This window comes from Mycobacterium sp. (genome assembly GCF_965230835.1).
Lineage (GTDB): Bacteria > Actinomycetota > Actinomycetes > Mycobacteriales > Mycobacteriaceae > Mycobacterium.
In genome coordinates this window covers 3,649,777-3,675,660 of the sequence record NZ_CBDDLW010000002.1, presented here as the reverse complement: position 1 = coordinate 3,675,660, position 25,884 = coordinate 3,649,777, and the positions used below count along the sequence as shown (strand labels likewise).

Here is a 25,884-nt window from a genome sequence, read left to right as displayed (position 1 = left end):
CGCATCATGGCTAGACACCCTGGCGCAACTCCTTCAGAGCTGCGGAAACGCAGTCCTGGGTAGCGGCAAAGAAAATCGGCAGCACGCGATCTACCACGCCCTCACAACGGCTTCGGAGAGCAGCAGCCACTTGGTCAACCGGGCCGACCACGGCGAAAGCTCCCAGCATTTCATCGTCGATGAGCGAGCCCATGGTGTCCCATTCGGCCTGCAACGAGAGGCGCCGCAATTCGGCCTGCAACTCTCCCCAGCCGTGCAGCTCGAGAACTTTTCGGTAGGCCGGCGTAGATCCGTAGAACGCGATCTGCTTGCGCACGGCGGCAACAGCTGTTGCCAGCTCGGCATCGTTTTCACCAGTGGCCACCATCACCTCGCACGACACCTCGAAGTCGCTGCGCTCACGGCCGGAGCGCGCTAATCCGCGCAACAAGGCGGGCATCGTCACCTCGTCGAGATAGCGTTTCGAAACGCACGGATGACCTAGGTGCCCGTCGGCGACTTCGCCGCACATCTCAGTCATCGCGTCGCCCACTGCAGCGAGAAACACTTTGGGCACCGGATACGGTTGCGGCTCGGGGGTGAACATCGGGGTCATGATCTTGTGGGTATAGAACTCGCCTTCGAAACCGAGCTTGGTGCCGTCCTTCCAGGCCGACCAGATCGCGTGCAGCGCGGCAACGAATTCACGCATGCGGCGTGCGGGATGGCTCCACGGCATGCTGAATCGCTTCTCGATATGCGCCTGAATCTGGGTGCCCAAACCAAGGATGAACCGGCCACGCGAGTACGTCTGCAAGTCCCATCCGATGTTGGCCACGTTCATCGGATTGCGAGCGAACGCCACCGCGATGTTCGTGCCGATTTCAAGACGCGACGTATGCTCGGCAGCCAACAACAGCGGTAGAAACGGATCATGGCTGGTCTCAGGTATCCAGCCGCCGTCGTAGCCGTCGTTTTCCAGGAAGCTGGCTGCTCCCGCCGCCCGAGCAAGTTGATTAGGTATGCCCCCGTCGATTTTGAGGCGTGGGCCGCTACCCATGCGGGCAACTTTACAGTAGCCAATCCGGTATGTAGGACGGACGCATGGCGATATCCGGCGGTTGGGATGAGACGCTCGAAGACCTTGAACGTCGCCGTCAACATTCGCGGGGCATGGGTGGACCAGAGCGGCTCGACAAACACCACCGCAGCGGAAAGTTCGACGCCCGTGCGCGCATCGAACGGCTTCTTGACCCCGGTAGCTTTCGAGAACTGGGCACGCTCACCGGCGGTGAAATCGCCGCCGATGGAATAGTTACCGGCTTCGGCCAAATAGGCGAACTACCGGTCATGGTGGGCGCCGAGGATTTTACGACACTGGCCGGAACTATTGCACCCGGCAGCAACGCCAAGCGTTACCGGATCGCTGAGCTCGCGGTGCGCGACAAGATACCGCTGGTAATGCTGCTCGAAGGTGCCGGGTTTCGGCCCACCAGTGAACACTACGGACGAACTCCGACTGACTTGCTCGCCCAGGCACGGTGCTCAGGCCGGATCCCACTGGTCAGTGCGGTGCTAGGCCCCTCGGCAGGGCACGGCGCGCTCGTCGCCCCGGTCAGCGACTTCACCATCATGAGCCGCCAGGGCGCGATCTTCACCGCCGGCCCCCCAGTAGTGAAAGAATCTACGGGAGAGGATATTTCGAAAGAAGATCTGGGCGGTCCGGATATTGCCGTGACCAGCGGCGTAATCCACAACGTCGCCGACGACGACGCCGCTGCGCTCGATGCGATCCGCGCCTACCTGTCGTATTTTCCCTCGAGCGCCTGGTCATACCCGCCTTCGCTGCCGGCCTCAGAACAAACGAAACCGCGGCCCACACCAGAGCTCCTCGATATCGTCTCCCGCGACAACCGCCGCGTCTACGACATGCGCGCAGTGCTTGATGTGGTGTTCGACCAGCCCGACTGGTTCGAAGTTCAACCGCATTTCGGCGGGGCGATCATCTGCGCTCTGGCTCACCTCGGCGGACATCCGGTGGCAGTCGTTGCCAATCAACCCCAGGTGCTGGCCGGGTCCATCAACGCTGACGCCGCCGACAAGGCAGCCCACTTCATCACGGTAGCTGATTCATTTCACCTTCCGATCGTCTTCCTCGCCGACAATCCGGGCATGCTGCCCGGCAGTAGATCCGAGCGCGCGGGCGTGCTGCGCAGCGGCGCCCGGATGTTCGCCGCACAAACAGCTGCGACAACGCTCAAGCTGCACCTGACGCTGCGCAAGGCATACGGCTTCGGTTCCATGGTCATGTCGCTGATCAGCTTCGACGACCAGGTAGCAACGTTCGCCTATCCGGGCGCGACGATGGGCGCGATGGGCGCAGCGGCGCTAAGCCGTGCCTCGAACGCCGGCGAAGACCTCTCCGCCAAGCTGCACGATGCCGAGCTGGAAGCGTCGTTTCGCTCGGCTGAGCGAATGGGCTTCGACGAACTTATCGACCCCCGGGAGACGCGTGACGCTCTGCTCGCCTCGCTCCAACGAGGTATCTCCGGCCGTCAGGTCGCCGCGGAACCGGTAGGCCGAACGCTGATCATGCCGTAAGAGCGTCTAGACGTCGAACAATCCCGACAGCCGGGATGCCTGACCAAACGCCAAAGTCAGAGGATTCGCCGGCCCATGCGTGCGGTCGGTACGTGGCCGCTTGTCCGACCAAATCTGTCAAATGACTGAAGCACCCCGCTGCTCGGATATCGGGCGGCCGGCCTCGGTAACAACACCACGCGCCACGAGGTGGTCGATCAATGGACCTGCCCCTGCGGCAAGATGATCCGACATGGCGGCGCGGGCAAGCTTGCCGTCGCGCTTCTCAAGTGCCTCCAGCACCCGCCGATGGTCTCTTACCGACTGGGCCGGCCAGCCTCCGATGCTGGGGAACATCGCTTCGGCAGCAAAGCGGGTGATCTGTGACATCAGCTGAGCCAGCTTGGGCGAATCAGCAGCGACATTGATGGCTCGGTGAAATTCATGGTTGAGTCGAACCGTCAACTCAGGATCATCGCCAGCGTAGGCATCCTCCAACTGGACCTGAATGTCCTTGAGCTCGCGCAGCTGGCCGTCGGTGATGTTGAGCGCGGCCCGCGCGGCAAGCTCGCCCCCGACATGCGCCTGAACGTTCGCGACGTCAGTGACGTCGCGTCGGGTCACCTCCAACACCACAAAACCCCGTCGGGGTTGTTGGGCAATCAGGCCTTCGGCCCGCAACATCAGTAGCGCCTCACGAACCGGTGTCACACTGATTCCCAGTTCAGCAGCCAGCTGATCCAGGCGCACGTACTCCCCTGGCCGATAGTTGCCGTCGAAGATCTGCCGGCGGACATACCGCGCGACATCTTCGGAAAGCTGAGGCCGGGCCGAAAAATCCGGAACGTCCACCGGTCAGACCCGATACTCGGCAAGGAGGCGTTTGCTGATAATGGACTTCTGGATTTCGCTGGTTCCCTCGCCAATCAGCAGGAATGGCGCATCGCGCATCAGCCGCTCAATCTCGTACCCAGTGGAATACCCATAGCCACCATGAATCCGAAAGCTCTGCTGGGTCACCTCAGTGCAATATTCGCTGGCAAGATATTTGGCCATTCCAGCAACGACGTCGTTGCGATCCCCCGAGTCTTTCAACCGTGCCGCGTTGACCATCATTAGATGCGCGGCTTCAACCTTGGTCGCCATCTCGGCCAGCTGGAATGCGATGGCCTGGTGCTCGGCGATCGGCTTGCCGAACGTATGACGTTGCTGGGCATAGCGAACCGCCAACTCAAAGGCGCGGATCCCGACCCCGCACGCTCTCGCCGACACGTTAACCCGACCGACCTCGATCCCGTCCATCATCTGGGCGAAGCCCTTACCCGGCCTCCCACCCAGAATGTCTTCGGCCGCAGCGTGATAGCCGTCGAAAATGAGTTCGGTCGTGTCGATCCCTTTGTAACCCAATTTGTCGATCTTGCCGGGTATCACCAGGCCCGGCACCACCTCGCCGAAACCTGTTGGCTTCTCAACGAGGAAAGCGGTCAAGTTACCATGCGGCCTGTCAGCGCCTTCGCTGGTACGCACCAGCACGGCGATCAGCGTCGAACTACCACCGTTGGTCAGCCACATTTTTTGGCCATCGATCGCATAGGTGCCATCTGGGTTGCGCTTAGCCCGTGTGCGGATCGCTGCCACGTCTGAACCCAACTCCGGCTCCGACATCGAGAACGCGCCACGGCACTCGCCGGTCGCCATTCGAGGCAGCAACCGTCGCTTCTGCGTGTCGGTTCCGTGCTGGCGCACCATGTAGGCCACGATGAAGTGAGTGTTCAACACACCGGAGACGCTCATCCAGCCCCGCGCCAGCTCCTCAACGCATAGCGCGTACGTCAGCAACGATTCGCCCAGCCCACCGTGCTCTCGCGGAATCATCAGGCCGAACAACCCCATGTCGCGCATCTGGTCGACGATATGTTGCGGGTAGATGTCGCCGCGGTCGAGTTCGCCAGCAGAGGGAATAACTTCCCTTTCGACGAATTGTCTTACTGTCGATAAAATTTCGGTCTGAAACTCGGTCAAACCAAGTGTCTGGGCAAGTCGGGTCATGCGGTGTGTCTCCCCTCGCTTCTGGTCCGGCTGACTCAGCAGGCGATTGTTTTTTCGCTCGTCAAACGGGCGACGTCGGCGGGCGTCAACCCCAGATACCGGGTGAGGACTTCAACGGTGTCCTGCCCCAGTACTGGGGCGGGTGCGCTAGCGGGGTGGACACCATCGAAGGCGGTCGGGATAGCCGGGGCCAGGTAATCGCCAACACCGGGTTGCCGCAGCCAGGAAAACAACGGATTGGCCGTGACCCGGCTATCTTCGGCAACTTGCGCGAAAGTACGGTACCGCTCGAACAACACCGTAGTGCCGGACAGGGCAATGTCGATTTCCGCTGCCGTACGATCGGCGAACCAAGTGCTGAACAGGCCGGAAAGAACATCACGGTACCGGTAGCGATCACCTTCGGCCGCAAAGTCAACGCCGAGCGCGCCAGCCAGCGCCGACACTGCGGGGCCGGTGCCGGTTACGTCGACCAGATCGCGGAAGTGCCGTGCCGTCAGCGCGACGACCATAAAAGCGACACCATCACGGCTGGTGAAATCCTGACCGTACTGACCGTAGACGGCGTTGCCCAGCCGCCGGCGTTGCGTGCCGTTGACTTGCGGTTCGGTTAAGAGTCCCAGATTTCCCGCTGTGGCCAACGCGACGTCCTCCAGAGCCAGGCTGATACGCGCGCCAACCCCGGTTTGGTCGCGGCGCCGGACGGCCGCGACAACAGCAAGGGCGGCATATAATCCGCAGCACACGTCCCAGGCCGGGAGGACGTGATTCACCGGCCCGGTATGGTCGGCTGGACCGGTGACGAGCGGGAACCCACTTGCCGCATTCACTGTGTAATCCACCCCAGTCGAGCCGTCGCCGCGGCCCATTAGCTGAACATGGATGACGTCGCTGCGCTTGGCCGCCAGCAGATCATGATTCAGCCAGGACATGCCTGTGGAATTGGTGACGACTATGCCATCGCCTTCCACGATTAGGCGCTGGACCAGTTGTTGACCTGCCGGTGAGCGCAGATCGATTGTGACCGAACGCTTCCCCTTGTTCAGACCGGTCCAGTAGATCGACGTTCCGGTCGAGGTGAGCGGCCATCGCCGGATATCTGAACCACCCCCAATGGGATCGATGCGGACTACCTGCGCGCCGAGTTGGCTCAGGGTCATGCCGCATAGCGGCGCGGCGACAAAACTGGACACTTCGACGACACTGAGTCCGTCCAACGGCAGTGCTTTTTCAAACTCACTACTGTTCATGTTGCCGCGATCCGCTCGAAGATCGCGGCAAGCCCCTGGCCCCCACCGATGCACATCGTCGCCAAACCGTATCGCGCCTGACGCCGATCGAGCGCGCGCGCCAGAGTTGCCAGCATCCGCCCACCGGTCGCGCCGACCGGATGGCCCAGCGAGATCCCAGAGCCGTGGACGTTGGTTCGGTCGCGGTCTGCCGCGCCGAACTTCCATTCACGCATAACCGCAATCACTTGGGCAGCAAAAGCTTCGTTGAGTTCGATGAGGTCGATGTCACCAAGCAGGAGACCCGCCTTGGCAAGCGCGAGTTCGGTGGCCGGCACCGGACCGATACCCATGACGTCGGGCGCCACTCCTGCTTGCCCCCACGACACCAAACGCACCAATGGCGTCAGACCATAATGGTCCGCCTTTTCCGCGGTGGTCACCACACACATGGCCGCCGCGTCATTCTGGCCGCTGGCATTGCCGGCCGTCACGGTTGCCTCTGGGTCATCGTTCAGCAGAACGGGTTTGAGCCTGGCTAGCGATTCTACCGAGGCATCAGAGCGGGGATGCTCGTCTGTGTCGAGCAGCTCCTCGCCGCCACCGGTTGGCCGCGCCACCGCAATGATCTCCTCAGCCAGGATCCCATTTTCCTGCGCGGCAACGGCACGCTGATGCGACATCACAGCGAGCTCGTCCTGCTCCCGGCGCGAAATACCGTACTGGCGGCGCAGATTCTCGGCGGTCTCAAGCATTCCACCGGGCACCGGGTAATGACGCCCCCCGGCGGTAGTGCGGCCGCGGGCTAACCCATCGTGCACCCGGACACCACCACGTGCACCGCCCCAACGCATGTCGGTGGAATAGAAGGCGACGTTGCTCATGCTTTCGCAGCCACCCGCGATGACGAGATCGTTGTCGCCGGAGCGCACTTGGAGACACGCTTGTATTACCGCCTGCAGACCTGACCCGCAGCGGCGGTCGACCTGCATACCGGGAACTGTCACCGGCAAGCCGGCATCCAACGCCACCACACGCCCGATCGCCGGCGCCTCGCTGCTCGGGTAGCAGTGCCCCAGAACCACGTCCTGCACCGCACTGGGCGCGATCCCGGTCCGTTCGAGCAGACCACGCAGCGCAGCCACGCCGAGATCGACCGCGGTGTGCGACATGAACATTCCGCCGTAGCGGCCGATCGGTGTCCGCACAGGTTCACAGATAACGGCATCACGCATGAGCAGTCATCTCAGAGAAACCGCCCACCGGTGACATCCAGCACCGTGCCGGTCATGTACGAGGACAAATCCGAGGCCAAAAATAGTGCGACGCTGGCGACTTCACTTGGCTCACCGGCTCTCCCCATTGGCACCTCAGCCAGTTTCTGGTCCCAAACGCGCTGCGGCATAGCCTCTGTCATCGCCGATCGGATCAAACCAGGGGCAATACCGTTGACTCGAATACCCAGGTGAGCAAGCTCTTTCGCCGCCGCTTTGGTCATCCCGACTATTCCCGCCTTGGCCGCGGAATAGTTGGTCTGCCCCACCATTCCGACTTTGCCGGAAACCGATGACATGTTGACAATCGCGCCACGTCCGTTTTGCCGCATGATCGCCGCGGCCAGACGGGTGCCGTTCCACGTTCCTTTCAGATGCACCGCGATGACCTGATCGAACTGCTCCTCGGTCATCTTGCGCATTGTTGCGTCCCGGGTAATCCCAGCGTTGTTGACCATGATGTCCAAACCACCGAAACGCTCAACAGCGGTCCGCACCAGGACATCGACGTCGGCCGCTTTGGTCACGTCACAGCCCACCGCCAAGGCAATGTCGTTGCCGCCTAGCTGCCTGGCCGCGTAACGGGTCGCATCGACGTTCACATCACCGAGAACGACCCGCGCGCCCTCCTTGACGAATCGCTCTGCGATGGCGAGCCCCAAACCCTGCGCACCGCCGGTGACTACCGCTGCCTGACCGTTCAGCAACATCACCCATCCCCAACTTCCAGGCTCCGCACGGGCCGCACTGCAAATATCATATTTCCTATAGGATTTTTGCAGCACCGGGGGTGCCCGCCTATTGGAGATGCCTGGGTAGGGCCGAACGTGGCTGCCACCTGCCCAACAAGGAGCGTCTGCCATGACAACAGCCAACCGGCCCGAAGTCGAAGACGAGGATTTTCAGGCGATCCTGGCCCAGACCCGACACTTCGTCCGCAACGCCGTGCTGCCGCGCGAGCAAGAGATCCTTGCTGCGGATCGAGTACCCGATGACGTGCGCGACCAAGCCAAGAAGATGGGGCTATTCGGCTACGCGCTTCCACAACAGTGGGGTGGGCTCGGCCTGAACGTGGTGCAGGATGTCGAGTTGGCGATGGAACTGGGTTACACCTCATTGGCGCTGCGGTCGATGTTCGGTACCAACAATGGCATCGCCGGGCAGCTCCTCGTCGGTTTCGGCACCGATGCCCAGAAGGCCCGCTGGTTAGAGCCGATGGCATCTGGTGAGGTCGTCGCGTCCTTCGCCCTGACTGAGCCCGGCGCAGGATCGAATCCGGCTGGCCTGCGGACCAAGGCTGTCCGCGACAACGACCATTGGGTGATCTCGGGACAGAAGTGCTTCATCACCAACGCGCCCGTCGCCGACCTGTTTGTGGTGTTCGCCCGCACCCGGCCCGCCGACGAGCAAGCCCCCGGTATCGCTGTATTCCTCGTTCCGGCCGACACCGCCGGGGTAGAAGTGGGCGCAAAAGACGCGAAGATGGGCCAGGAAGGTGCATGGACCTCCGACGTTAATCTCACCGACGTCCGAATCGATGCCGGAGCCTTGATCGGCGGTACCGAAGACATCGGTTATCGAGCAGCGTTGACTTCCTTGGCACGCGGCCGCGTCCACATCGCCGCGGTAGCGGTGGGCACCGCCGCACGCGCACTTGACGAATCTGTTGCGCACGCCGCTACGGCAACCCAAGGCGGTGTTCCCATTGGGAACTTCCAGTTGGTGCAAGCGATGCTCGCCGATCAGCAGACCGGCGTGTTGGCCGGCCGTGCCCTTGTCCGCGACGCGGCTCGGCTGTGGCTCAGCAATCAGGATCGCAGAATCGCACCGTCGGCGGCGAAACTCTTTTGTACCGAGATGGCGGGCAAAGTGGCCGATCTCGCGGTCCAAATTCACGGCGGCAGTGGCTATATGCGCGGAGTGCCGGTCGAGCGGATCTACCGTGACGTTCGTTTGCTGCGGCTATACGAAGGCACCAGCGAAATTCAGCGTCTAATCATTGGGGCGAACTTGGTCAACGCAGCGCACCAATGACCAGCAACGTTGTGACCGAACGACATACAGCAGTTGCGCAATCACCCGCTATGGGCTAATCGGCGAGGATTTGCCACTCCGCGGCCTCGCGTTGCTGTCGCCAAAATTCGTCGAAACGCCCGCCAGCGGTGAGCAATTCGTCGACCGAACCATCTTCGACCACTCGGCCATCCTGGAGAAAAAGAACGCGGTCAGCATGGCGAATACTCGCTAGCCGGTGAGCGACAATCACCCGGGTTCGTGACTGCGGATCTACGGTGAGAGCGTCGACCACCGCGGCCTCGTTCTCGTTGTCCAGCGCACTAGTGGCCTCGTCAACCAGCAGTATCGGCGCGGATTTGAGCAGAGCTCGCGCGATGCTGACCCGTTGGCGTTCACCACCGGAAAGCGCAGTGCCCGCCTCGCCGACGATCGTGTCGGCACCGTCGGGCAGCCTGCTGGTCAACTCGTCTACGCGCGCCAGCCGTACAGCCCGTGCGAATCGGTCGGCATCGGCGCCGGGGTCGCCAGCAGACACGTTGTCCCGGATCGGCCCATGGAACAGATACGGATGCTGGAACACGACGCTGCATGCGTTGCGGCGAGCCTCGGCGTCCAGTGTCGCGACGTCGACACCGTCGATGAGGACGCGACCGCGAGTTGGCTGGTGCAGGCCCGAGATTAGTCCCAGGATGGTGGTCTTGCCCGATCCAGACGGTCCGACGATCGCTGTCGTGCTTCCCGCGCTTAGTGAGAAGCTGACGCCATCGAGCACTGGCGCACCCACACCCTCATAGCAGAAAGCGACGTCATCGAAATCGATCCGCGGGGCCGCAGCGCCGTTGCGCAGCGCACCGGTTCCGGCCGGGATGACCGGCGCGGTGAGCACCGACCGGATACGATCAAGCGTCGCTCGGGTGCTTTCGAGAGCCGGCGCGAGCTCGCTAACGGTGGTGAATGGTTCCAGATAGCGGGCAATCACGACAATCAGGGCGACGGCCTCGGCCACTGTCAGCGTGCCGGTCACGGTGAGCGCTGTTGTCGCGCCCGCCAGCAGGATGAGAGCCAACTGGCTGGCAAGGCTGAACAGCAGCTGCCCCGGGATCTGCATGCCCAACAATCGCATTGTCGCGCCGCGCTGTGCTGTCAACGCTGAGCCAACCAGACTGCGGGCCGGCTCGACACGCCGCGCGGCACGCAATGCCTGCTGGGTTCGGGCGAACTCGATGATCCGCTCGGTGAGAGCGGTGTTCGCCTTGCCTGCCGCGGCGTCTGCCCGGCGCGCCAAGCGCACCGAGGCCCACAAGGCTCCCAGCAACAGCGGTACACCAGCCAGCGCGGCTGCTCCGAGCTGCCAGGACACCAGCAATAGGGCCAGAGCGATGACCGGCGGCGAGAGGATCGCGGCGATCAGCGGCGTCAACAGGTAAACCACCAGACCAACGAGTTCCGGCCCTGTAGACGCAATCGCCTGCCGCGCCGTCGCGGTGTTCTCAGCGGTGAACCAGTCCAGCCGAACATCTGGAAGCCGATCCGCGAGGTCGTGCTGGGCGTGATCGAGCACAGCGAAGCCCAGGTTGAACCCAATCCGCGCATTGACGGTGTCGATGGTCCACCCGGCAACCGTTGCGCCAGTCAACCAGCCCAGCCACGCCAGCGCGTCCTGCGGTGCGTCGCCGAACAAAGCCCCTACCAGGGGAACGAGCAATACTATGGCTAGGGCCCGCATCACGACAGAGCCGAACGTAAGCAACGCGTAAGCGACCAGTTTGATTCGGTGGCCCTCGGGAACAAGCCCTAACCAGGTGCGGATCATCGCGCCTGCTCCTGAAGGGCGCTGGCTGCTACAGGGTTGCGCTGACCGGTATTCCACAGTTGTCGGTAGCGTCCATCTGCGGCCAGCAGCTCATCGTGAGTGCCGTACTCGGTGATCCGGCCATGATCGAGCACGGCGATCTGGTCGGCCTGAGTGATGGTGTGCAGTCGATGAGCGATTATCAGCACGGTGCGATCCTTGGTCAACCGGTTGAGCGCTTGCTGCACAAGATATTCCGATTCGGGATCGGCAAACGCCATAGCCTCGTCGAGGATCAGGACCGGGGTATCCGCCAGGATGGCGCGAGCAATGGTGAGCCGTTGCCGCTCCCCGCCCGACAACCCTGAACCGGCGCCCAGCACCGTGTCGTAGCCATCCGGCAGGCGTAGCACACGGTCGTGGATCTGCGCCGCGCGGGCCGCAGCGGTGACTTCTGCGGCGGTAGCATCGGGGACGGCCAGCGCGATGTTCTCGCCGACGGTGCCATGCACGAGCTGGGTCTCCTGCAAGACGAAGCCGACTCTCGCATAAAGTTCATCGGCCGTCATCGACCGAATGTCCTGTTCCCCAACGCATATCGCGCCTTGTTCGACATCGTGAAATCGAGCCAGCAAGGCAGCCAGCGTGGACTTTCCAGATCCTGACGGACCGACAAGCGCGGTTACCGTGCCTGGCTGCAGGGTCAACGACACGTCTTGGATCACCGGAACTCCGGGCCGGTATCCGAAGCTGACGTGGTCGAACACCACAGTCGCCGGCAAGTCACCAAGAACTTTGCGCGGTGGTTCAGCCACCACGAGCTCCACCTCGTCCAGCGCGATCTGCAAGCGCCGAGCCGCCAGCATGCCGGCGCGGATGCCGCCGAGCCCGTAGGCGATGCCTAGCAGGCGGGTGCCGAATGTGGTGCCCAACAGCAAAGCCGGCAAAAGGTTTACTGGATCCATCCGGCCGCTGACCACCAGCAATGTGCCCGTGGCCGTAATGAGCCACAGGAAGGTCGTCGGACGGGTGGCCAGATCCATCAGGGTCTTCTTGCCGGCAAGCGGGCGCTGCCACGCGACCAGGAACCCAATGTATTCGTCCAAGCGGCGGCGGAAACTCGACGCAGCGGCACCGCCGAAGACGCGAACCACCGGCTGCCCCTCAAGGTAGGCGCCGGCCTCGCCGCTCATTTTTTCGGACCACTGCTGCGATTGACCGATCCGCGGACCGGACTGAATCGTCAGCAGCCAGGTCGTCACCAGGTAGACGAGGATCGGTAGGAATAGTACGAGCGCCACCCGCCAGTCGACGATAAACAGATAGGCCAGTACTGCAACCGGTGCGACGACCGCGGCGACTGCGTCTGGAATGGCGTGGGTGACCAAGTAGTGCAGTGACAGCGTGTCGTCCTGCACCAACTGCTTTATCGCGCCTGAGCCGCGCACGGTGAACCAGCCCAGCGGCAACCGCGCGAGTTTACCCAACAGCCGCGATCGCAGGGCGCTTGCGAACCGGGCGTCAACTATGTGCAGCCACAGCGTTAGCGCTGCACCCAGCAGAGTGCCTACCCCCATCAGCGCAATTGCCGCAATTCCAAGCGCCCATAATCGAGGCGCCCCCGCTCCCGACACCAGCAACCGAGCCAATTCGACCAGTAACAAAAACGGCACCAGCTGCACCAGTGTTGCAACAGCCTGCAGCACACCGGCCAGCACCAGCGCCGACCGCAACGGCGCAAGCAACCGACCGGCGGCTTGAGCGCGCCAACTCCCGCGGGAAGAGGGTGAGAGCGCCCCGCTTGACCCGGATACCGACGACTCCTGCTGCACTACAGAGCCTTCCGGCCGATAGCCGTTGGTCGTCGGTGCAGCGCCAACGTTGGCGTCGGATCCGACAGCGCGGTGAGTGCCCATGGCGCGTCCGGCGTTCCAGTAGGCCTGGGCATGGATCTCTGACTTGGGAAAACCAAACTCGTCGCGCAGCCGCACCCGAACGTTCTTCAGCGTGGCGGCCTCCGGCGTTGCCCATGCATACCAGTCCGACCAGTCGCGGCTCTCGATTGCCGCGGCCAGCGATTTCTGGTCATGACGAGCAACCCAATGAACCTGCAGTCGGGGATGTCGCGCGATAGGAATCAGCATGTCATCGTCTTCGTGTTGCTCGAGGTACAGCTCAATTGGCACTTCGTCGGGCACGGTTCCGATGATGCCGTTCAATCCCGGGATCGACGCCGAGTCACCAATCAGCAGGTAGCCGGCAGGTTGCTCATCGGGTACAACGAAGCGCGACGACGAGCCCATCAACGACATCACCGAGATTGTCACGCCAGGTTCAACGGTGCGCGCCCACAGTGACGCCGGCCCAACCGGATTGTGCAACACGACGTCCACCGCAAAACGGCCCGCAGCGACGTCAGCTTCGGAGATCGTGTACGCCCGCTGAAACTCAGTGCTGGACCCTTCCGGGTCGGGGAACCAGAACCGCAGCCACGCAGTGGGTTCAACCACCGCGTCTTCGAACAACGTTGGCGACTCCATGCGTACCCGTACCATGTGTGGGGCAATCCGGAGAGTCTCGATCACCACTGCGGTGTGGTCGCGCGCGCCGAAACTCCGCAGCATCACGCCCTGTAAGCCACGTGCCATCAGTGAACCCCTCCTTCGGTACTTAACTCCCGCCCGCGCTGTGCCAGCCGATGCGAAGCGGGGCCGACACCCCGAGCCGTGTCCCGACCGCGCGTCGCGGATCCGGTGTTGCAACCCCAACTGACGATCCAACCGCGCGAGGTCCCTGACCGCGACAGGCGCGGGTCGCCCCTATCGATGCGACGAAACAACCTTTATCTGGCTACCTACTTCAACGGGGAAAGCTACCATCACAAACTAAGGGTTACCTTACCAAAAGCCAACTGCGGTTTCGCTACCAGCCGATTTGCCACACGATGCAGGCGCAAGGGCTTGAGGCCAGAGCATTCCCAGCTACACCACAGTGTGGCCACAGCCGGCGGTCCGGGGCCCAAACAGCCAGCCACGCGAGACAAGACCCGGCACGCCGCGACCTGGGGAAACGCCTGGATACAACGGCACAGTCGGACTGTCGCATTCCTTGAGATACGAGACGCAACAGTCCTCAGCCCCCAGCAGCTCGCAGCCCCTCTTCGAGCACGCGGGCCACGTCAGGCGCTCGTGATGACCGATCCGCACCGCCAAGTCGCAAACGATAATCGTTACCATTAAACTGTCTCTTGCCTGTTCAAGCACGCAAAAACAAGGAAATACTCATGACAGCACCGATCTGGATGGCGTCGCCCCCGGAAGTTCATTCGGCCTTGATCAGTAGCGGACCGGGTCCAGCGCCGTTGCTGCGGGAAGCAACAGCCTGGTCTGGCCTAAGCATCGAATACGCCGCGGTCGCTGAAGAACTCGACTTACTACTAGAGGAGGCGCGGGCCAGCTCATGGGAGGGACCGAGCGCCGAGTCGTATATGACAGCTCATCAGCCGTACCTGTCCTGGCTAACACAGCTGAGCACCAACGCAGCAACCACGGCCGCTCAACATGAGATGGCGGCAGCTGCTTACACCACAGCGCTGGCAGCAATGCCCACATTGGCTGAAATAGCGACGAACCACATCGTTCACGGGGTATTGACGGCGACCAACTTTTTCGGCATCAACACGATTCCGATCACGCTCAACGAGGCAGACTACGCGCGCATGTGGGTTCAGGCCGCCACCACGATGGCGGCGTATCAAGGAGCGTCCGCCGCGGCGCTGTCATCGACACCGGAAACCCAGCCGGCACCACCGATCTTAAAATCATCTGGCAGCCAATCAGATTCGGATGACCCTTTCCCCGACCCGACGATTGACAACCCGATAGACGAACTAATCGCGCACATCCTCAAGCACTTCGGTATCGACTGGAATCCCGCCAAAGGCACCGTGAACGGTCTACCCTACGACTCTTTTACCAATCCAGGGCAGCCGATCTTCTGGCTTGTTCGAGCCCTTGAGCTTTTCGAAGATTTTCAACAGTTCGGTCACTACCTGGTGCGCAATCCGCTACTGGCGTTTAGGTACTTGCTCAACCTCGCGTTGTTCGACTGGCCAACCCATATCGCGGAGATAGCCAGCTACTTGGCCACCCAGCCGCAATTGCTAGCACCGGCGATCCTTACCGGCATCGCACCGCTGGGGGCTGCTAGTGGTTTCACGGGATTGGCTGGACTCACCAGTCCGCCGCATTCCCCGGTACTGCCCGCGCCTGATGCGGCTGCACCCGCCGCGTTACCGGCGGTCGAACTATCTCAGGCCGCACCGCCGACGGCGTCAGTTTCCGTATCTGTGTCGTCACCGCCCACCGCGATAACGACCGGCGCCAGTGCCGCTTCGGCGGCTCCGCCGCCGCCACCTGGGCCTGGCTTTGGCCCCCCTTATGTCGTCGCGCCTCCGGGAACAGGGCTTGGCTCACCGGCTAGCGCCAGTGCCCGTCGTAGCGCGCAACGGAAAGCCCAGGAACCCGATGCTGCGGCAGCAGCTGCAGCCGCTGCCGCGCGGGAGCAATCACGGGCGCGCCGACGTCGACGCAACCAACAGCGCGGACACACCGACGAGTTCATGGCTATGAACGTCGATGCCGATCCCGACTGGGCCATGGCACCGAATGCCGCAACTGCCGCCTCGGATTCGGGCGCCAGTAACCTTGGTTTTGCTGGAACAGCATCCAAAAATTCGGTTGCCAAAGCGGTGGGCCTGGCCATAACGCCGACCGACCAACCCGGCAAAGGCCCACGGATGCCGCTGATCCCAACCAGCTGGGAGCAAGACGCCGACCCTGAGTGCCACAACGGCGAACATGAAAGCGAACAACGCGACAGCTAACGCCACAATCTCGTGGTCGGCACTCAAATTGTGTGCGCGTTTCTTTGCCGGCTTTGCCGAACGAATGCGGAACCCGCCCGGGGTGCGCCCCCGTCGAGGTGCAGGGGGCGGCTGCGTATCGGTCTCCTGCGGAAAAGGGGCCATCGCGAGAGTCGCCGCGTTGAAGCGACCAAGAATCACCGCCGAGAAGAACACCTCGATGGCCCTGAAGCAGTCTGCGTCGGCAGGCGGTGCGTGATGCAGACCGCCTGGGGCGCCGGAACGGAACGCCACCCCACCCCGATGTGAGACACGAACTGATCACTCTCGAATCTCTAGCTATGAGACATACCAGAATCGATCTACGGCGCCGGTCAGCGAGGACGACCCTGGGTTGACAGGCAAGCAACCGCTTGCCTATTGTTTGCGGGAGTGGAGAGCGTCTTCAAGGCACTGGCGGACTCTACGCGCCGCACGATCCTCGACGAGTTGACCGACCGTAATGGTCAAACACTTTTTGAAATTTGCTCGCGTCTGACGACCAAGCACCGCATCAACCTGACGCGGCAGGCGATTTCACAGCACCTCGACCTCCTCGAAACTGCCGGCCTAGTCGAGTCCACCCGCAAAGGCAGGCACAAGCTTCACTACATCAACACCACACCGCTTGAACCGATCGTCGATCGGTGGCTTGGCAAAAACACAGCCAACAGCGCCGATAACCGCCCCGGCACCGGCGCCAACATTGACAGAAAAGACCCCCATGAGAATCAACCTAACCAGCGTGCTCGTTGACGATCAGGACAAAGCACTACGGTTTTATACCGCGGTCCTCAACTTTCAGGAGAAGACCAACGTTCCATTAGGTAAGTTCCGGTGGATGACCGTGGTGTCGCCCGAGGATCCCGATGGCACCGAACTCCTACTCGAACCCGACGACCACCCAGCGGCCAAGTCGTACAAGACCGCACTGGTCGCCGACGGCATACCGTGTACCTCGTTCGCCGTGGACGACGCGCAAGCTGAGTACCTGCGGCTGCACGAACTCGGGGTGCACTTCACCCAGGAACCCGCAAATATGGGCCCAGTAATCACAGCAGTCTTTGAAGATACTTGCGGCAACTTGATCCAAATTGTCCAGGAAGCCGCGTAGATATCTCCTGGCCAGCATGTTCTATAAGAAGTATGGCATCGGCCGAGAACGTCGACAGCCGAATACGATCGGCGCGAAAGCAGCTGTGCCATAACCATTTCTCGCATCGTTGGCGGCCTCACCAGATCGGCACCCGCGCGGCGGCGAACTGCGTGGGTGACACGGTTCGCTGCTCGGACGAAAGCCGTCCAACCAACACCCACGCAACGCCGCCCCGTTGGCGGCTGCGAGGAGCACCGACCGTGCGTGTCCTGGCTACCGCAGCGTGCGAGCTACCGTCGCGACCGCTTGGCGATGACCGGTAACTTCGGACCCGACCACACTGACCACCGGCGCGAGCATCACCACCAACAAACAAACGAGCATCACCACCAACAAACAAAAACGTATCGGCATACCGGCGGCCGCGAGCAACACCGATGCGACCAGCACGGTGGCGGCTAGCGCGACGATCAGCGCATACAGCCCTTCCCAGGTACGAACCAACAGCGTGTAAATCAGATACATAGCTACGACAAAGATGGCTACCGGCACCGCGATGGACAACACGGTGCTGGCCGGTGAGATCTTGGCGTGATGTTCGATGTAGGAGGCGGCAACGTGCAGACCAGCACCAGCGGCCACGATGGCGCCAAACACGGCGATAGTGAGATAACCGAGAGTAAAAGACTGCTCTCGGTACGCGTGAAGCAGATTCGCGATTGGCGTTGAGTTGTACATCCACCACATTCCAAACGTCAGTCCGGTGCCAGCGAGTGCCACCAGAACCGCGTCTATCGTGAAACCCTGATCTTCGACCACGGCCGACAGCGACGCGACTGTTCCGATCATCCCCTCACCGAGCGCGATGATGATGAATTGCGTATACCGCTCGGCAATGTGGTGCGCGTGCCAGGGCGTTCCCCCTTTGCGTCTCTCAGCGATCCACGGCCCAGCGACTTCGACGAAGAGCAGGGCGGCAGACAACGTGAGCGTCACCGCAACCGAAGTGCGCACCAACGCCACCGCGATCCATCCGACCTGGGCAGCTGTGATGGTGATGGCATAGGTCAGGCACGCCCCGCGGCGGCCGGGGTCCTGCTTGGCTGCGCGCAACCATTGAGCTGCCATCGTGAGCCGCATAAGAACGTACCCGGCCATCATGACGGCATCGTCGACATGACCGCCTTTTTCAAGGGAAGCGAACATCGGCAACAGGCCGAACGCCAGGATGATCGCGCCAACCATCTGAAGCATCGTGGCAAGTCGATACGCCCAGTCGTCGGTGTCGTAAGCCGACGCGAACCAGGTGAAGGTGATCCACGCCCACGCGATGGTGAGGACGGCGAAGACGAAGCCGAATAACCCAGAGCCAGCGCGGTTCTCGGCGAGCGCGAGCGCGAACTCATTTGCGGCGATCGCTGCCGCGACAACAAACGTCAAGTCGAAAAGCAACTCCAGCGGCGTCGCCACGCGATGCCGCTCGTGTGGGTCGCGTCCAGACATGCGGCGCAATCGGGGACTGTCCGCACCGCCCCGCCCTATCTCGCTCACGCCTGACCTCCTGCCACATCTCGGCGGTCACAGCTACCGAGAAACCGCGTGCGATCAACCAACTCATCGCGGAAAGTTCCCACATCGCCGCTTGGCCATCCGGACGATAACACCGAATCAGCTATCTACGAGTGGACCGCCGCCCGCAGAAGACAAAGAGCGAAGCCGAAGCGCCACATGCTCGCCAGACTTAGAGCCTTCCCGTCTGCATCATCTCGATGGGGTCGTTCGACAGATACAGCCCCACCGCGCCCCCTCCATTCAAGATGGCGTCATGAACCCGATACCCGAGTAGCTCTTGTGCGCGTTCAGGGAGATCGCGCACGGTCTCGACCGGATTCACCAAGTAGTTGTTCTCCTCGGTCCTTAGCCACCCTACGTTGAAGCTCAGGTGCATACCCCTGCGTCGTTGGTTGCTGGTCGTGTTTGGGCCACCCCCGTGAATCGTTGACCCGAGGTAGACGACCGCAGATCCCGCGCTCATCTCGGCTGGCAGAAGGTCGTCCGGACGGGCGATCCGTTCCCGGTCCCAGCGGTGGCTGCCGGGAACCACACGGGTGGCTCCATTCTCGGCGGTGAAGTCATTCAGCGCGATTACTGAGGCCAGCTGAATTTCAGGATGCGGTTGCGGCAAGTGATACCAGACATCCTCGTCCCGATGCGGGTATTGCTGCTCAGAACCAGGACCGCGGTCTAGGACGTGAGCGACATTGAGACGATAGTTGACGCAAGAAGGAAGCAGTATGTCGTCTGCGATGTCTTTGTAGAGCGGGTGACACAGAACCTCCGTGGCGAAAATGCGCGAATAGCCGGCAACACCAGAGAGGTGTTTGGTCTGTTCGCCGAAAAATGCCCGATGAAGCGGGTTCGAAAGCTCTCTTCCGTCGGCAACCGTCGCAAGGACGTCATCTATCTCGGCGTTGAATCGGCACAGCAGATCGGCGTCAAGGAAGTCTTCGATGATGACCACGCCGTGCTCACGCAACGGCCCAGTGATCGTCTCGACGGGGGCAGCACTACCCAGGACGCTGATTGTCTCACTCATTGACGTTCTCCTTGTCCTCGCAACTTGATCTTCAATACGCCCTCAATCTCGGATGCTCGACCGCGCCGCGTGGATGACCTGCCGCGCCAGTCGGTCAACAATTCCGCCCTCAAGGCGCTGCTTCATCACAACCGTACGCACGATCATCGGACTCATCAGCATCTCGAGAAGAGCAGCCGAATCAGTGTCTTCGGAGAGCTCCCCTCTTTTGATAGCCGCGGTGAACGGGACCAGAAGCGACTCGGCGTGCTCGGCCCAAAACTCGATTTGCGATTCGTTGAACTCGCTGTCGTCATCGGCCACCATCGCAACGCTCATGGCGATCTCTGTCGGACTGGCAAGGAAGCGCGCGAGCGCACGCGCTAGTGCATAAACGTCGGTATCAAATCCACCAGTACTCGAGATCTTGAGGCTGCGGGCGTGCGCAGAAAGCCCTTCGCGAAGCAGTGCAACCCGCGACGGCCAGCGTCGGTAGACCGTGCTTCGGCTGACACCGGAGACCTCAGCGACCTTGTCTTGGGTGAGATCAGTGTCACCCGCCTTGAGTAACTCCAAGACCCCGGCCGCGACCGCATGGCGGTTGCGCTCGGTGCGTCCCCCCGTTCGAATCATCGATGCCGGCAGCCCGTGACGTTCTGCCGCGGCGTTCTCCTGGTTGTCAGCCACAGCACCCCTGTTGTTGGGACCATTATCCCATTAATAATGACACACAAATCCTATTTGAGCCACAAGGATCGGAACCCAACCGAAGACACCTCCACCGATCACTGCTGAGGTGCAGAGCAATTCGCCCAGGGCGGCCCGGCCGCGACGGTCTCTCAACAGCCAGCTCAACAGCCAGCGAAGTGTCGTCGGGACAACGCGCACCAGCCTGGGTCCACCGGAAACTGTCTGCCTAACGGCACGGCCCGACTGCATCGGTGCGGGCGGAGGGACTCGAACCCTCAAGCTCTTACGAGCACCGGCACCTAAAGCCGGCATGTTTGCCAATTTCATCACGCCCGCGGGCCTTGGACTTTACCGCTCGATCGTCGAGCTACCTGCCACGCACCTGCATATGGAGTACGCAACCTTGTTAGCTGGCATTACGCTACGTTAGCCCGCGATGAGCCGCCCCATAACCGCTCAGCGCCGCAGACGTGTGCGTCGTGCCTGCCGGGCCAGCGGACGCCGACACGGTCACTGAACGGATCAACCGGCCCCACTGAGCGCATCCGTCGAAACAGCCCCGTCGCGAGCGCATCTCGATCTCCCCCATTTGCAAACCGTATCCACCGGATTCCGCGGAAGGCCCCATGCACGACACCGCTTCGCGGCAGATCGCCTGATCACAGGTACCGCGCAGGTAATATGCTTTGGGGGTGCCAACCATGCGTCGTCGACGGCCGGCGCTGATCATTCTGGTGATCATTGCGGCGTGCGGCTGCCTAGCGCTGGGATGGTGGCAGTGGACAAGATTTCAAGCGGAGTCCGGCACCTTCCAGAATCTCGGCTACGCGCTGCAGTGGCCGCTATTTGCCTGGTTCTGCGTCTACGCGTACCGCAACTTCGTTCGCTACGAGGAGGCCGCACCGAATCCGCGCAGCAGCACGACTATGACCGAAGTACCCGCCGAACTACTTCCCGAGCGACCCAAGCCAGCCCAGCAGCCAGCAGATGACCCGGCACTTCAGCAGTACAACGCCTACCTCGCGGCACTCGCGAGCAACGACTCCGATAAACCGAACAGGACCACCGCATGACCACACCAGAGACCCCCGAAGCGCAGCAGAGCGAGAACAGCATTCCTGCCGACAAGATCCGCACTGCATTGCTCGGCTACCGCGTCATGGCGTGGACAACGGGTATTTGGCTCATGGCGCTGTGCTACGAGATTGTGGTCCGCTACATCGTCAAGGTCGACAATCCGCCAACCTGGATCGGCGTCGTCCACGGCTGGGTGTATTTCACCTACTTGTTGTTCACCGCGAATTTGGCCGTAAAAGTCCGCTGGCCGATCGCCAGGACGGGCGGTGTGCTGCTAGCCGGCACCATTCCGTTGCTCGGAATACTCGTGGAGCACTTCCAGACCAAAGACGTCAAGGCGCGCTTTGGCGTGTAAGCCCGACCTTTTAACCGGCATCTACCGCAGCAGGGCGAATTCTCTACTGGGCAAGCGTACGTAACGCCGGCAAGAGCAGCGCCAGTGCACGACCCCGGTGCGACGCCGCGTCCTTCTCTTCCGCGCTCAGCTGCGCCGCAGTCCGGTCTGCAGTGTCAGGGCCGTCCGGAACGAACACCGGGTCGTATCCGAACCCGCCACGACCACGCGGCTCCCGGCAAATCGCACCCGGCCACTCGCCGCGCACCACAACTTCGCCAGCCCCAGACACCAACGCGCAAGCGGAAACAAACACCGCACCGCGCCGCTCATCGGGCACATCACACAACTGGGCGAGCAGCAGCTCCGTATTGGCTGCGTCGTCTCCGTGTCGGCCAGACCACCGGGCTGAGAGCACACCCGGCATGCCCCGCAGCGCAGCCACCTCCAAGCCGGAGTCATCAGCGAGACTGGCAAGACCCGTGGCGACAAATGCGTCGCGCGCCTTCGCCAGGGCGTTTTCCTCGAATGTCGCGCCGGTTTCCGGCGCTTCATCGAACGGCGCCAACTCGTCGAGGGACACCAGCGTCAATGTGGATAGCCCGGCGAGGTCCAACACCCGACGCAATTCAGCCAGCTTCTTACGATTGCGGCTAGCAACAAGCAGACGGGTCAGAATTCACTCCAGACTCTCAGTCCCTCCACACCGGGACACAACTTCTGACGCCCAATTGACGTGGGGCCGTGCTCGAATCATGCACCAGCGTAGATACGTCCACCTAGCCGCCACCCCCAACACGCTGGTCCATCTTGCCCACCACCGCTAGGTTTTCCGCGAAGCCGCACCAAAACTGCTTGAAAGTAAGCGGACGTGGCAGCCAATGTTGTCCGCAACGCGATCACCGAGCCTGGCCACTAGTCGCTAGGCGTGATCGCCAGACAAGAGAAGACCGTCGGGAGCCCTCAGCGCAATATCCGATACCGTTCCAACACCTACGGCTGAAAACTGCTCAGCATGGATCTCAGCTCGATTTTGGGGTATCTCAGCGCTGCCGGCAGCCGCTCGGCGGCGACCTTGCGCGATCGAGCTGACCGAACCTAGCGTGCGGAGCACCGTTGCGGACGATCGAAGAGGTCGTGCGATGAGTGTTGCCCTTCATGCTGGCAGAGGAGATTCCCGTGACAGAAAACATCTGGAAGCTCAAACACGCCGATGAGTTGATCGGGGAGATTCATATCACCGGCAGCGACTTTCCCTGGCTCTGCGGCACCTTCGTCGCTTCACCCGGATTCGCCCATTTCAAGCCGTTTTTCGACCGCGAACTCGAACTGATGGCGTCCGACAACCCGGGCGCCGAAGATGCTATGGATTCCTGGGAGAAGACCTACGAACTGATCAACAACGAACTCACCTTGATCGACGCCGAGGGCATGCCAGTCGCGGAGTTCCTACTTCACATTCAAAACGGTGACGCCTGGTTCCGCTGGTCCGACGAGCCATTCGGCGAATAGCCCCAACTACATGACTGTCTGGCAATACCTGTCGACCTCTCGGCAGCATATCCATAGGGCCAGAAACGCTGTCGGCCTTGATCGTTGCTCTCCACCGGACAAGGCGTTGCGGAGCACGACTACGCCATGCGAAATGCACCGTCATTGCGCTACCCAGGGCTGTCGCCTCCCCTGCTTGGGGATTCGTCGCTGCCCATCTTGGGCCACGCACCGGATTGACGGTTGCTGATCAGGCTTCCCAAAATCCCGGGCAATAAGGCAGGTCAGCTTCCGAACGCCTTGGGTGACGGTGGCCCCTCGGGCAACACACCTGGATAAGGCAGCGCCAACGCCTCACGCTGGGCGGCAAACAAGGCATCGCAGGCGCCCAGCGCTACGTCGAGCAACTTGTCGAGCGTCGAGCGCGGAAAGGTCGCGCCCTCCCCGGTGCCCTGTACCTCCACCAGAGTCCCGGTGTCGGTAGCGACCACGTTCATGTCGACCTCTGCCCGAGAATCTTCCTCGTAGGGCAAGTCCACTCGAATTCTGCCGTCGACCACGCCGACACTCACCGCAGCGATCGCACACGACAAGGGCCTGGGATCCGACAGCCTGCCAAACGCCGCCAGGTAGGTCACCGCGTCTGCTAGCGCCACGTAAGCACCGGTGATCGCAGCGGTACGAGTACCGCCGTCGGCCTGCAATACATCACAGTCGACGGCGATGGTGTTCTCTCCCAGCGCACCGAGGTCGATGCAGGCCCGCAGCGATCGACCGACCAGGCGACTGATCTCTTGGGTCCGCCCGCTGGGCCGGCCCTTCACCGATTCCCGGTCCGAACGGCTGTGCGTCGCCGACGGCAGCATTGCGTACTCCGCAGTGAGCCAGCCCAGACCTGATCCCTTCCGCCAACGCGGCACTCCCTCAGTGACGCTCGCGGTGCACATGACCTTTGTCTGGCCGAATTCGACGAGCACCGAACCTGCCGGGTTATTGGTAAAACCCCGGGTCATCACAACCGGACGAAGCTCGTCGTCCAGCCGACCATCTTCTCGTTTTGACACGGCGCCAACCCTAACCCGACCCTGCCCCAACCCGCCGGAACGGTGTGGGTTGGGGTCTAAATCTGGCCAGTCAGCGCACGCCGGACTTCAAACGTCTCATCGCACACGACCGCGTGTACGGGACCGTCAAACTCCGCCTTAGCCTCGCTGATCACATCCTCACGGGATGTCCACGGTGGGATATGAGTGAGCAGCAGCTCACGAACACCGGCCTGGGCGGCCGCTCGGCCCGCCTCGGTGCCGGACAGATGCAGATCAGGCGGACGCCGTGGCGAATGGGTCCAGGACGCCTCGCACAGGAAGACGTCGGCGCCACGAGCCAGCTCCACGAGCTGGTCGCAGCTGCCGGTGTCACCGCTGTAGGCCAACGACGCACCTTCGGCATCAGTGATCCGCAGACCGTAAGACTCCGTCGGATGCGCGACCGTGCGCGGCACCACCGTAAGCGAACCTAAGGCGACCGGCTCGCCGTCGACCCAGCGGCGAACATCGAAGATGTCCGAGCAATCGTCTATCTCTCCGCCGTAGGGCGAAGACGCCGCCCCCAGCCGCGACCAGGTGTCACTCGGGCCGTACAACACCGCCTTGCCCGACGGACGCGACGGATGGTAGCGACGCCACACGAAAAGTCCCGGCATGTCCAAACAGTGATCAGCATGCAGATGGGACAACAGCACATGCACATCGGCCGGGTCCGCGTGACGCTGCAAGGCGCCCAGCACTCCCCCGCCGAAGTCGATGACAATCGGAGGCGTGTCCGGAGCCCGCAGCAAATAGCCCGAAGCGGGCGAATCCGGTCCCCCAACGCTGCCGGAGCACCCCAGCACGGTTATTCGCACGGAACCTACTGTGCCACGTCGGATAGCGCAATGACGAAAACATCGCCGCATTCGTTCAGCAGAACCCGTGCGCGCGCCTAGCGGAAGCCGAAGTGGTGAACAGATTGCACACCGGTCACTGCCGGACCAAGAAATCGCGCCGCCAATTTGGTGAACGCCGCGGGGTCGCCCGTTGCTTCGAACACCCGGTTCGCCGGCGGAGCATCGTGCGGACGCAACAGATCCATCTCGGTGAGCACCCGCACCACTTCTTTGGCCGTCTCCTCCGCGCTCGAAACCAGCGTGACGTTGTCTCCCATGGCGAGCTGAATCAGACCGGAAAGCAACGGATAGTGCGTACAACCCAGCACTAGTGTGTCCACTTCGGCGCGCTGCAGCGGCTCCAGATAGCCTTCGGCCAAACCGAGAACCTGACGGCCAGTGGTAACACCGCGCTCGACGAAGTCCACGAAGCGCGGGCAAGCTACCGCGGTGATCTCAGTGTCGCGGGCCGCGGCAAACGCGTCCTGATAGGCGAGCGAGGTGATGGTAGCTCGCGTGCCGATTACCCCGATACGCCCACTGCGAGTGGCGGCGACCGCGCGGCGCACCGCCGGCAAGATCACTTCCACGACCGGAACGTCGTAGCGCTCTCGCGCGTCCCGCAGGCAAGCCGCTGACGCCGAGTTGCAAGCGATCACCAATGCCTTGACGCCACGCTCCACCAGATCGTCACCGATGGCCAGCGCATGCGCACGGATCTCCGGGATGGTCAGCGGACCGTACGGACCGTTGCCGGTGTCACCGACATAGACGATGTCCTCGTCCGGCAGTTGATCGATGATCGCCCGCGCTACGGTCAGTCCCCCAACGCCGGAGTCGAAGACCCCGACGGGCGTCAGCGGCGAACTCATGTA

23 protein-coding genes and 1 tRNA gene are annotated in these 25,884 nt (G+C 62.2%); 8 read left to right on the top strand and 16 right to left on the bottom strand.

Annotation, left to right across the window (positions count from 1 at the left end):
* Positions 1 to 10 precede the first annotated feature (10 nt).
* Positions 11 to 1,039, bottom strand: coding sequence for an LLM class F420-dependent oxidoreductase (locus tag ACO07W_RS17280; protein WP_421844957.1), 1,029 nt, complete (start codon positions 1,037 to 1,039; stop codon positions 11 to 13).
* Between the two features lie 44 nt (positions 1,040 to 1,083).
* Between ACO07W_RS17280 and ACO07W_RS17275 the strand changes: the two genes are divergently transcribed.
* Positions 1,084 to 2,580 carry an acyl-CoA carboxylase subunit beta gene (locus ACO07W_RS17275; RefSeq protein ID WP_421844956.1) on the top strand — a complete coding sequence of 499 codons (1,497 nt, stop codon included), beginning with the start codon at positions 1,084 to 1,086 and terminating at the stop codon, positions 2,578 to 2,580.
* Between the two features lie 117 nt (positions 2,581 to 2,697).
* Here ACO07W_RS17275 and ACO07W_RS17270 read toward each other — a convergent pair whose 3' ends face one another.
* From ACO07W_RS17270 to fabG, 5 genes are read right to left on the bottom strand one after another with little or no spacing between them, the layout of a single operon-like run.
* On the bottom strand, positions 2,698 to 3,411 hold the full coding sequence (locus ACO07W_RS17270) for a GntR family transcriptional regulator (protein WP_421844955.1): 714 nt from the start codon (positions 3,409 to 3,411) through the stop codon (positions 2,698 to 2,700).
* A 3-nt stretch (positions 3,412 to 3,414) separates the two neighbouring features.
* Positions 3,415 to 4,608, bottom strand: a complete 1,194-nt coding sequence (locus ACO07W_RS17265) for an acyl-CoA dehydrogenase family protein (protein WP_421844954.1) — start codon at positions 4,606 to 4,608, stop codon at positions 3,415 to 3,417.
* Between the two features lie 35 nt (positions 4,609 to 4,643).
* Positions 4,644 to 5,858 carry a CoA transferase gene (locus tag ACO07W_RS17260; RefSeq protein ID WP_421844953.1) on the bottom strand — a complete coding sequence of 405 codons (1,215 nt, stop codon included), beginning with the start codon at positions 5,856 to 5,858 and terminating at the stop codon, positions 4,644 to 4,646.
* Positions 5,855 to 7,072: an acetyl-CoA C-acetyltransferase gene (locus ACO07W_RS17255; protein WP_421844952.1), complete on the bottom strand. Its 1,218-nt coding sequence runs from the start codon at positions 7,070 to 7,072 to the stop codon at positions 5,855 to 5,857. The genes ACO07W_RS17260 and ACO07W_RS17255 overlap by 4 nt, the downstream gene beginning before the upstream one ends.
* Before the next feature lie 11 nt (positions 7,073 to 7,083).
* Positions 7,084 to 7,821, bottom strand: a complete 738-nt coding sequence (gene fabG / locus ACO07W_RS17250) for a 3-oxoacyl-ACP reductase FabG (protein WP_421844951.1) — start codon at positions 7,819 to 7,821, stop codon at positions 7,084 to 7,086.
* A 151-nt stretch (positions 7,822 to 7,972) separates the two neighbouring features.
* Between fabG and ACO07W_RS17245 the strand changes: the two genes are divergently transcribed.
* Positions 7,973 to 9,145 (top strand): acyl-CoA dehydrogenase family protein, encoded by a 1,173-nt coding sequence (locus ACO07W_RS17245; protein ID WP_421844950.1) that lies wholly within the window; start codon positions 7,973 to 7,975, stop codon positions 9,143 to 9,145.
* Between the two features lie 55 nt (positions 9,146 to 9,200).
* Here ACO07W_RS17245 and ACO07W_RS17240 read toward each other — a convergent pair whose 3' ends face one another.
* Positions 9,201 to 10,940: an ABC transporter ATP-binding protein gene (locus ACO07W_RS17240; protein WP_421844949.1), complete on the bottom strand. Its 1,740-nt coding sequence runs from the start codon at positions 10,938 to 10,940 to the stop codon at positions 9,201 to 9,203.
* Positions 10,937 to 13,567, bottom strand: coding sequence for an ABC transporter ATP-binding protein/permease (locus tag ACO07W_RS17235; RefSeq protein ID WP_421844948.1), 2,631 nt, complete (start codon positions 13,565 to 13,567; stop codon positions 10,937 to 10,939). Before ACO07W_RS17235 ends, ACO07W_RS17240 begins: the two co-directional genes overlap by 4 nt.
* A 635-nt stretch (positions 13,568 to 14,202) precedes the next feature.
* Here ACO07W_RS17235 and ACO07W_RS17230 point away from each other — a divergent pair.
* The 3 genes from ACO07W_RS17230 (at position 14,203) to ACO07W_RS17220 (ending at position 16,936) form a co-directional block, all read left to right on the top strand.
* Complete coding sequence (locus ACO07W_RS17230) at positions 14,203 to 15,804, top strand: PPE family protein (protein WP_421844947.1); 1,602 nt, start codon at positions 14,203 to 14,205, stop codon at positions 15,802 to 15,804.
* Positions 15,805 to 16,215: 411 nt separating this feature from the next.
* Complete coding sequence (locus ACO07W_RS17225; protein ID WP_421844946.1) at positions 16,216 to 16,578, top strand: ArsR/SmtB family transcription factor; 363 nt, start codon at positions 16,216 to 16,218, stop codon at positions 16,576 to 16,578.
* On the top strand, positions 16,547 to 16,936 hold the full coding sequence (locus ACO07W_RS17220; protein ID WP_421844945.1) for a VOC family protein: 390 nt from the start codon (positions 16,547 to 16,549) through the stop codon (positions 16,934 to 16,936). The genes ACO07W_RS17225 and ACO07W_RS17220 overlap by 32 nt, the downstream gene beginning before the upstream one ends.
* 255 nt (positions 16,937 to 17,191) lie before the next feature.
* Here the strand turns inward: ACO07W_RS17220 and ACO07W_RS17215 are convergent, their stop codons facing one another.
* The 4 genes from ACO07W_RS17215 to ACO07W_RS17200 all read right to left on the bottom strand — a co-directional run bounded on the left by ACO07W_RS17215 (position 17,192) and on the right by ACO07W_RS17200 (position 20,519).
* Positions 17,192 to 18,421, bottom strand: coding sequence for a low temperature requirement protein A (locus tag ACO07W_RS17215; RefSeq protein ID WP_421846064.1), 1,230 nt, complete (start codon positions 18,419 to 18,421; stop codon positions 17,192 to 17,194).
* A gap of 238 nt (positions 18,422 to 18,659) precedes the next feature.
* Positions 18,660 to 19,514: a phytanoyl-CoA dioxygenase family protein gene (locus ACO07W_RS17210; RefSeq protein ID WP_421844944.1), complete on the bottom strand. Its 855-nt coding sequence runs from the start codon at positions 19,512 to 19,514 to the stop codon at positions 18,660 to 18,662.
* A gap of 42 nt (positions 19,515 to 19,556) precedes the next feature.
* The gene (locus tag ACO07W_RS17205) at positions 19,557 to 20,180 is read right to left on the bottom strand and encodes a TetR-like C-terminal domain-containing protein (protein ID WP_421844943.1); all 624 of its coding nucleotides are present in this window, start codon (positions 20,178 to 20,180) and stop codon (positions 19,557 to 19,559) included.
* A gap of 255 nt (positions 20,181 to 20,435) precedes the next feature.
* A tRNA-Leu gene (locus ACO07W_RS17200) sits at positions 20,436 to 20,519 on the bottom strand.
* A gap of 356 nt (positions 20,520 to 20,875) precedes the next feature.
* Between ACO07W_RS17200 and ACO07W_RS17195 the strand changes: the two genes are divergently transcribed.
* Positions 20,876 to 21,256, top strand: coding sequence for a hypothetical protein (locus tag ACO07W_RS17195; protein WP_421844942.1), 381 nt, complete (start codon positions 20,876 to 20,878; stop codon positions 21,254 to 21,256).
* Positions 21,253 to 21,615, top strand: coding sequence for a DUF3817 domain-containing protein (locus tag ACO07W_RS17190; RefSeq protein ID WP_421844941.1), 363 nt, complete (start codon positions 21,253 to 21,255; stop codon positions 21,613 to 21,615). Before ACO07W_RS17195 ends, ACO07W_RS17190 begins: the two co-directional genes overlap by 4 nt.
* A gap of 43 nt (positions 21,616 to 21,658) precedes the next feature.
* Here ACO07W_RS17190 and ACO07W_RS17185 read toward each other — a convergent pair whose 3' ends face one another.
* The gene (locus ACO07W_RS17185; RefSeq protein WP_421846063.1) at positions 21,659 to 22,273 is read right to left on the bottom strand and encodes a non-canonical purine NTP pyrophosphatase; all 615 of its coding nucleotides are present in this window, start codon (positions 22,271 to 22,273) and stop codon (positions 21,659 to 21,661) included.
* A gap of 500 nt (positions 22,274 to 22,773) precedes the next feature.
* On the opposite strand from ACO07W_RS17185, the gene ACO07W_RS17180 reads away from it, so the two are divergent.
* On the top strand, positions 22,774 to 23,106 hold the full coding sequence (locus ACO07W_RS17180) for a hypothetical protein (protein ID WP_421844940.1): 333 nt from the start codon (positions 22,774 to 22,776) through the stop codon (positions 23,104 to 23,106).
* 263 nt (positions 23,107 to 23,369) lie between these two features.
* Here ACO07W_RS17180 and rph read toward each other — a convergent pair whose 3' ends face one another.
* The 3 genes from rph to murI are packed head-to-tail and all read right to left on the bottom strand — an operon-like array spanning position 23,370 to position 25,881.
* Entirely contained in the window at positions 23,370 to 24,149 is a 780-nt protein-coding gene (gene rph, locus ACO07W_RS17175; RefSeq protein ID WP_421844939.1) for a ribonuclease PH, read from the bottom strand.
* A 56-nt stretch (positions 24,150 to 24,205) separates the two neighbouring features.
* Positions 24,206 to 25,039, bottom strand: coding sequence for a cyclic nucleotide-degrading phosphodiesterase (locus ACO07W_RS17170; protein ID WP_421844938.1), 834 nt, complete (start codon positions 25,037 to 25,039; stop codon positions 24,206 to 24,208).
* A gap of 26 nt (positions 25,040 to 25,065) precedes the next feature.
* On the bottom strand, positions 25,066 to 25,881 hold the full coding sequence (gene murI, locus ACO07W_RS17165) for a glutamate racemase (protein ID WP_421844937.1): 816 nt from the start codon (positions 25,879 to 25,881) through the stop codon (positions 25,066 to 25,068).
* Between the last annotated feature and the right edge of the window lie 3 nt (positions 25,882 to 25,884).

What these genes read in the sequence shown, in the direction of transcription:
- ACO07W_RS17170 (WP_421844938.1), bottom strand. Translation starts at nt 25,039, where the DNA reads ATGCGGCGATGTTTTCGTCATTGCGCTATCCGACGTGGCACAGTAGGT.
- ACO07W_RS17235 (WP_421844948.1), bottom strand. Translation starts at nt 13,567, where the DNA reads ATGGCACGTGGCTTACAGGGCGTGATGCTGCGGAGTTTCGGCGCGCGC.
- ACO07W_RS17240 (WP_421844949.1), bottom strand. Translation starts at nt 10,940, where the DNA reads ATGATCCGCACCTGGTTAGGGCTTGTTCCCGAGGGCCACCGAATCAAA.
- ACO07W_RS17230 (WP_421844947.1), top strand. Translation starts at nt 14,203, where the DNA reads ATGACAGCACCGATCTGGATGGCGTCGCCCCCGGAAGTTCATTCGGCC.
- ACO07W_RS17245 (WP_421844950.1), top strand. Translation starts at nt 7,973, where the DNA reads ATGACAACAGCCAACCGGCCCGAAGTCGAAGACGAGGATTTTCAGGCG.
- ACO07W_RS17255 (WP_421844952.1), bottom strand. Translation starts at nt 7,072, where the DNA reads ATGCGTGATGCCGTTATCTGTGAACCTGTGCGGACACCGATCGGCCGC.
- ACO07W_RS17190 (WP_421844941.1), top strand. Translation starts at nt 21,253, where the DNA reads ATGACCACACCAGAGACCCCCGAAGCGCAGCAGAGCGAGAACAGCATT.
- ACO07W_RS17210 (WP_421844944.1), bottom strand. Translation starts at nt 19,514, where the DNA reads ATGAGTGAGACAATCAGCGTCCTGGGTAGTGCTGCCCCCGTCGAGACG.
- ACO07W_RS17275 (WP_421844956.1), top strand. Translation starts at nt 1,084, where the DNA reads ATGGCGATATCCGGCGGTTGGGATGAGACGCTCGAAGACCTTGAACGT.
- ACO07W_RS17215 (WP_421846064.1), bottom strand. Translation starts at nt 18,421, where the DNA reads ATGTCTGGACGCGACCCACACGAGCGGCATCGCGTGGCGACGCCGCTG.
- ACO07W_RS17265 (WP_421844954.1), bottom strand. Translation starts at nt 4,608, where the DNA reads ATGACCCGACTTGCCCAGACACTTGGTTTGACCGAGTTTCAGACCGAA.
- ACO07W_RS17220 (WP_421844945.1), top strand. Translation starts at nt 16,547, where the DNA reads ATGAGAATCAACCTAACCAGCGTGCTCGTTGACGATCAGGACAAAGCA.
- fabG (WP_421844951.1), bottom strand. Translation starts at nt 7,821, where the DNA reads ATGTTGCTGAACGGTCAGGCAGCGGTAGTCACCGGCGGTGCGCAGGGT.
- ACO07W_RS17260 (WP_421844953.1), bottom strand. Translation starts at nt 5,858, where the DNA reads ATGAACAGTAGTGAGTTTGAAAAAGCACTGCCGTTGGACGGACTCAGT.
- murI (WP_421844937.1), bottom strand. Translation starts at nt 25,881, where the DNA reads ATGAGTTCGCCGCTGACGCCCGTCGGGGTCTTCGACTCCGGCGTTGGG.
- ACO07W_RS17280 (WP_421844957.1), bottom strand. Translation starts at nt 1,039, where the DNA reads ATGGGTAGCGGCCCACGCCTCAAAATCGACGGGGGCATACCTAATCAA.